Annotated in this window: 6 protein-coding genes; 5 read left to right on the forward strand and 1 reads right to left on the reverse strand. The window is 63.6% G+C overall.

Going from position 1 to position 6216, the window contains the following annotated elements; genetic code table 11:
- Nucleotides 1–665 (reverse strand): MetQ/NlpA family ABC transporter substrate-binding protein (locus B3446_RS13960; protein WP_291381905.1); only part of this gene is annotated, 665 nt, incomplete at its 3' end.
- 272 nt (nucleotides 666–937) lie between these two features.
- Between B3446_RS13960 and argB the strand changes: the two genes are divergently transcribed.
- From argB to B3446_RS13985, 5 genes are all read left to right on the forward strand, one after another.
- Nucleotides 938–1840, forward strand: a complete 903-nt coding sequence (gene argB, locus B3446_RS13965) for an acetylglutamate kinase (protein ID WP_013396740.1) — start codon at nucleotides 938–940, stop codon at nucleotides 1838–1840.
- A 43-nt stretch (nucleotides 1841–1883) separates the two neighbouring features.
- Entirely contained in the window at nucleotides 1884–2630 is a 747-nt protein-coding gene (locus B3446_RS13970; RefSeq protein WP_191578473.1) for a pyrimidine 5'-nucleotidase, read from the forward strand.
- A gap of 51 nt (nucleotides 2631–2681) precedes the next feature.
- Entirely contained in the window at nucleotides 2682–3257 is a 576-nt protein-coding gene (gene slmA / locus B3446_RS13975) for a nucleoid occlusion factor SlmA (protein ID WP_056560305.1), read from the forward strand.
- A 302-nt stretch (nucleotides 3258–3559) separates the two neighbouring features.
- The gene (locus B3446_RS13980; protein WP_175122023.1) at nucleotides 3560–5053 is read left to right on the forward strand and encodes a DASS family sodium-coupled anion symporter; all 1494 of its coding nucleotides are present in this window, start codon (nucleotides 3560–3562) and stop codon (nucleotides 5051–5053) included.
- Between the two features lie 9 nt (nucleotides 5054–5062).
- The gene (locus B3446_RS13985) at nucleotides 5063–6112 is read left to right on the forward strand and encodes an Ldh family oxidoreductase (RefSeq protein WP_191578457.1); all 1050 of its coding nucleotides are present in this window, start codon (nucleotides 5063–5065) and stop codon (nucleotides 6110–6112) included.
- The last annotated feature ends 104 nt before the right edge of the window (nucleotides 6113–6216 follow it).

Consider the following 6216-nt stretch of genomic DNA (forward strand, 5'->3'; position numbering starts at 1 on the left):
AGCACGTTGGCGTACGGCGAATCGGCGCCTTCGATGAACAGGGCATCCTTGGTCGGCACCAGGCCGGCTTCCAATGCGTAGTTGGTGTTGATGAGCGCCAGGTCCACGTCGTCCAGCGCGCGCGGCAGCATGGCGGCTTCGAGTTCGCGGAACTTCAGCTTCTTGGGGTTCTCGACGACATCGGCGGCGGTCGCCAGGATGTTGGCCGGATCCTTGAGTTTGATGACGCCCTGCTTCTGCAGCAGCACCAGGGCGCGGCCGCCGTTGGACGGATCATTGGGAATGGCGACCGTGGCGCCGTCCTTCAGGTCGGACAGGCTCTTGATCTTTTTGGAATAGCCGCCGAAGGGCTCGACGTGGACCAGCGCCACCGGCACGAGCGTCGCCTTGCGATCCTTGTTGAAGCTTTCCAGGTACGGCTTGTGCTGGAAGAAGTTGGCGTCGAGTTGCTTGTCCGCCAGTTGCAGGTTGGGCTGCACGTAGTCGCTGAACACCTTGATGTCGAGCTCCACGCCTTCCTTGGCCAGCTTGGGCTTGACCACTTCCAGGATCTCGGCATGCGGCACCTGCGTGGCGCCCACGACCACCTTTTCGGCGTGAGCCGCGTTGGCGGCAACCAGGAGGACCGACGCCGCCAGGGCGGAACGGACAAAGTTCAAACGCATGTGTTGCCTCTTTTATGGTGAAAACCGGGATCGATGTCCCGCAGGTTCGGGCAGGCCCCCTTTTGCGGGGCGTGCCGTTGTGAAAACGCCCCCAATTTACCCGAATGCCGGTTATTTGTCGGGCATATGGACATGGGTTTGCAGCATAAGAAACCTGTGGGGACTACAATCCGTCGTATGCTTGCGCTAGGCGCGTTCCAACCGCGTTCTTGTGCAGGCATTTTTTTAACGCCCATCAACTTTTCTGTTATTTATCTGCCGACTTAGCTGCCATGACCGACACCCCCGACCCTGCTGCCGTTTCGTCTCCCGCCGTCAAAGCCGCCGTGCTGTCCGAGGCTCTGCCGTATATCCGACGATTTCACGGCAAGACCATCGTGGTCAAGTACGGCGGCAACGCCATGACGGAAGAGCGATTGCAGCGCAGCTTCGCGCACGATGTCGTGCTGCTCAAGCTGGTGGGTCTGAATCCGGTGGTGGTCCACGGTGGTGGTCCGCAGATCGATGACGCCCTGCGCCGCATCGGCAAGCAAGGCACCTTCATCCAGGGCATGCGCGTCACCGACGCCGAGACCATGGAAGTCGTGGAATGGGTGCTGGGCGGCCAGGTCCAGCAGGACATCGTCATGATGATCAACGAGGTCGGCGGCAAGGCCGTCGGCCTGACCGGCAAAGACGGTGGTCTGATCCAGGCCCAGAAGAAGCTGATGGCCAACAAGGACAACCCGTCCGAGCCCATCGACATCGGTTTCGTCGGCGACATCACGATGGTCGAGCCGGCCGTCGTGAAGGCGCTGCAGGACGACCAGTTCATCCCCGTCATTTCGCCCATCGGCTATGGCGAGGACGGCACGGCCTACAACATCAATGCCGACGTCGTCGCCGGCAAGATGGCCGAAGTGCTGGGCGCCGAAAAGCTGCTCATGCTGACCAACACCCCGGGCGTGCTGGACAAGGGCGGCAAGCTGTTGCGCAGCCTGTCGGCCCAGACTATCGACGAGCTCTTTGCCGATGGCACGATCTCCGGCGGCATGCTGCCCAAGATCTCGTCCGCGCTGGACGCCGCCAAGAACGGCGTCAATTCGGTGCACATCGTCGACGGCCGCGTGCCGCACTGCCTGCTGCTCGAAATCCTGACCGACCAGGGCGTCGGCACGATGATCAGCTCGCACTGATGAAGCACACCCCCGCAGCACAGCGCGCCGCGCGATCGTCATGATGCAAGCGCGACGCCAGTTGCTGCGGCCCGCGGTGCGGATGCGCCGCTCCCGCGGGATTGCCACAGGCGCGCCCGAGCGCCTGTGGCTGTTCGATCTGGACAACACGCTCCACGACACCTCGCACGCCATCTTCTCCAAAATCGACCACGGCATGACCATGGCGGTGGCCGAGGCGCTGAACGTGGATGTGGATGCCGCCAACCTCGTGCGCAAGCAATACTGGAAGCGCTACGGCGCGACCATGATCGGCATGGTGCGCCATCACGGCGTCGATGCCCACGAATTCCTGCACCGCAGCCACGACTTCGACGTCGCGCCGCTGTTGCGCTCGGAAAAGGCGCTTGCTTACAAGCTGCGCCGCCTGCCCGGCCGCAAGGTCCTGCTGACGAACGCGCCGCTGCACTATGCGCGGTCCGTCCTGTCGCATCTTGGCATCCTGCGCCAGTTCGACAGCCTGTGGGCCATCGAGCACATGCGGTTGCATGGCGAGTTCCGGCCCAAGCCCTCCGCGGCGCTGCTGCGCTACGTGCTGGCGCGCGAAGGCGTTCCCGCCCACCGCGCCGTGCTGGTCGAAGACACGTTGGTCAACCTGCGGGGCGCCCGCCTCGCTGGCCTGAAGACGGTCCACGTGTATCACCCCGGCACGCCCTTCGGCCGCGGACGCTCGCACCGCCCGGCATACGTCGACTTGCGGGTAAACTGCGTCAGTGATTTATTGTTACGCCGACGCCCCCTGCGGGGCTGACGGCTCGCAGCATCCCCTCCACCCGTCATCCTGCGCGAAGCAGTCCCTCCCATGGCGAGCAAACCCGGCGAGCGCAAGACCCAGATTCTGCAGACTCTGGCCGAAATGCTGGAGCAGCCGCACGCGTCCCGCATCACCACGGCCGCTCTGGCCGCGCGCCTGGAGGTCTCCGAAGCCGCCCTCTACCGGCACTTCGCAAGCAAGGCGCAGATGTTCGAAGGACTGATCGAGTTCATCGAAACCAGCATCTTCACGCTGGTGAACCAGATCGCCACCGCCGAGCCCTACGGATTGCCTCAAGCTCACAAGACGGTCTCCATGCTGCTGACCTTCTCGGAGCGCAACAAGGGCATGACCCGCGTGCTGACCGGCGATGCGCTGGTCACGGAAGACAACCGGCTGCAGGAACGCATCAATCACATCAACGACCGCATCGAGGCGTCGTTGAAGCAATCGCTGCGCATCGCCATCACCGATGGCGGCCTGCCGCAGGAAGCCAACGTTGCCGCGCATGCCAGCCTGCTGACGCATCTGGTGTTGGGCCGCTGGCTGCGTTATGCGCAAAGCGGGTGGCGTGTCACGCCCACCCTGCATCTGGACGAACAGCTACGTCTGGCCTTAGGCTGATGCGCCGGCATTAGCGCCATTTCACGTACCAATCCCGATCCTTTTCGCTGGTCGGGCGCACGCATCGTGATCCGATTGGTTCGCGCGGATGCAACACTCGCATGCTTGCCCCACGCGGGGGGCGACGAGCATAATGCCCAGGACGAGTTTTCCACAAGCGCTGTTCTCCACCTTCTTGACGTTCATCAATACGGGTTTTCCACAATGCCGTCACGATCATCCTGTAGCGTCGACACACCGATTTGATTGACCCCGTGCTCGCGGGCGGTGTTTCGTCAGTTTGACCTCAACCGGAGAAGGATATGGCCGCGGAAACCGCAGTCCCCGCCTCGCAAGCCCCCAAGAAAACCAAAATACCCATCGGGCTCATCGCCGGCATCCTCGTGATGATCGGCGTTTTAATGATGCCTTTGCCCGCAGACCTGCCCGTTGCAGGCCACCGCATGCTGGCAATCCTGGCGTTCGCCGTGGTCGTGTGGATCACCGAAGCCGTCTCCTACGAAGCCAGCGCCATCATGATCACGACGCTGATGGCTTTCCTTCTGGGCACCGCGCCCACCATCAAAGATCCCAACGTTCTCTATGGCACGTCCGCCGCCATCAGCATGGCGCTGACGGGTTTTGCAAACTCGGCGCTGGCGCTCGTCACCGGCGCCTTGTTCATTGCCGCCGCCATGACATTCACCGGACTGGACCGGCGCATCGCGCTGGTAACGCTGTCCAAGGTGGGCACCAGCACGCGCCGCATCCTCATCGGATGTATCGCCGTGACGATCGTGCTGAGCCTGGTTGTGCCCAGCGCCACCGCGCGCAGCGCCGCCGTGGTGCCGATCATGATGGGCGTCATCGCGGCCTTCGGCGTGGACAAGCGCTCGAACATCGCGGCCGGCATCATGATCATCGTGGCCCAGGCCACCAGCATCTGGAACGTCGGCATCCAGACCGCCGCCGCGCAGAACCTGCTGACGGTCGGCTTCATGGAAAAGATGCTGGGCGAACGCGTGGCGTGGTCGGACTGGCTGATCGCGGGCGCCCCCTGGTCGCTGATCATGTCGGCCGTGCTGATCGTCATCGTGCTCAAGCTGCTGCCGCCTGAAAGCAACAGCATCGCCGGCGGCAAGGAAGCCGTCGAGAAGTCGCTGCTCGACCTGGGTCCCATGACCGGTGCGCAAAAGCGCCTGATGGCCGTGTCGGTCATGCTGCTGCTGTTCTGGTCCACCGAAGGCAAGCTGCACAAGTTCGACACCACCTCGACCACCTACTTCGGCCTCGTGCTGCTGATGCTGCCGCGCTTTGGCGTGATGACGTGGAAAGACGTGCAATCGCGGATCCCATGGGGCACGGTGATCGTGTTCGGCGTGGGTATCAGCCTGGGCACGGCGCTGCTCACGACGCAGGCCGGTCAATGGCTGGGCAACCAGGTGGTGCTGCACACCGGCCTGGACCATCTTGGCCCGCTCGCCATCTTCGCCATCCTGGCGGCCTTCCTGATCGTGATCCACCTGGGCTTTGCCAGCGCCACCGCGCTGACCTCGGCCATGCTGCCCATCCTGATCTCGGTGCTGGCAACGCTGCCGGGCGACTTCAGCCGCCTGGGCATGACGATGCTGCTTGGCTTCGTGGTCAGCTACGGCTTCATCCTGCCCATCAACGCGCCGCAGAACATGGTGTGCCTGGGCACCGAAACGTTCAATGCCAAGCAGTTCGCCAAGGTCGGCATCATCGTGACCATCGTCGGCTACCTCTTGATGCTGCTGATGGGCATGACGTACTGGCGCTGGCTGGGCTGGCTGTAAGGAGTCGTCATGAAAATCACGCTAGCCCAAGCCAACGAATACGGCCGCCGGGTGCTGATGGCACAAGGCGTACCGGAAGACATCGCCCGCGACGTGGCCGAGCATCTGGTGGAATCCGACCGTGTCGGCTACACGAGCCACGGCCTGTCGATCCTGACGAACTACCGCCGCGTGCTGTCCGAGGGCCTGGCCCAACCCGACGGCCGCCCGGAACTCCTCAACGACCGCGGCGCCATGCTGGCCTACGATGGCCACCACGGACTGGGTCAATACGTGGGCAAGGTGGTCATCGAAAAGGCGATCGAGCGCACGCAGGAACACGGCCAGTGCATTCTGACCCTGCGCCACAGCCATCACCTTGGCCGCATGGGCCATTTCGGTGAGATGGTGGCGGCCAAGGGGCTGATCCTGCTGGCCTTCACCAACGTGATCAACCGCTCGCCCACCGTCGCCCCGTTCGGCGGCGCCCAGGCGTGCCTGACCACGAATCCGCTGTGCTTCGCGGGCCCATTGCCTGGCGGCCGCCCGCCGTTCATCGTGGACATGGCGACCAGCTCGATCGCGGTGAACAAGGCGCGCGTGCTGGCTGCCAAGGGTGAACAGGCGCCGCCAGGGTCGCTGATCGATGCGGATGGCAACCCGACGACGGACCCGGGTGCGCTCTTTACCGATCCTCCGGGCGCGTTGTTGCCATTCGGCGGTCACAAAGGTTACGCGCTGGGTCTGGTGGCCGAATTGCTCGCGGGTGTGCTGTCCGGCGGCGGCACGATCCAGCCCGAGCATCCGCGCATCGGGGTGGCGACCAACAACATGTTCGCGCTGCTGCTGGATCCGCAGGTGGACTTCAATACTGACTGGCGGTCGATGGAAGTCGGCGCATTCATCGACTACCTGCATGCGTGCAAGCCGCAGCCGGGGGTTGAGTCGGTGCAGTATCCGGGTGAATACGAAGCTCGGAATCGGGCGGTCAATGCGGATTCGGTGGAATTTGATAGCCGGATCTGGGATGGGTTGACGAAGTTGGCCGTTGAGCTTGGGGTGCCTGACGCGTTGCCGTGAGGAAGGTTTTGGGCTGGCATTGAGCCGAGTTCTTTAGACGCCCGTCGCAGCGGGGGCTGGGGTGCGCGGGGCTACGATTGCGGTCCGGAGCCTTCGCTCCGGAC

Origin of the sequence: Achromobacter sp. UBA5777 (assembly GCF_002418565.1) — a bacterium.
GTDB classification, from domain to species: Bacteria; Pseudomonadota; Gammaproteobacteria; order Burkholderiales; family Burkholderiaceae_B; genus Achromobacter; species Achromobacter animicus.

Excerpts from the sequence above, each read along its gene's own strand:
- slmA (WP_056560305.1), top strand. The coding sequence starts at position 2,682 with ATGGCGAGCAAACCCGGCGAGCGCAAGACCCAGATTCTGCAGACTCTG.
- B3446_RS13985 (WP_191578457.1), top strand. The coding sequence starts at position 5,063 with ATGAAAATCACGCTAGCCCAAGCCAACGAATACGGCCGCCGGGTGCTG.
- argB (WP_013396740.1), top strand. The coding sequence starts at position 938 with ATGACCGACACCCCCGACCCTGCTGCCGTTTCGTCTCCCGCCGTCAAA.
- B3446_RS13970 (WP_191578473.1), top strand. The coding sequence starts at position 1,884 with ATGCAAGCGCGACGCCAGTTGCTGCGGCCCGCGGTGCGGATGCGCCGC.
- B3446_RS13980 (WP_175122023.1), top strand. The coding sequence starts at position 3,560 with ATGGCCGCGGAAACCGCAGTCCCCGCCTCGCAAGCCCCCAAGAAAACC.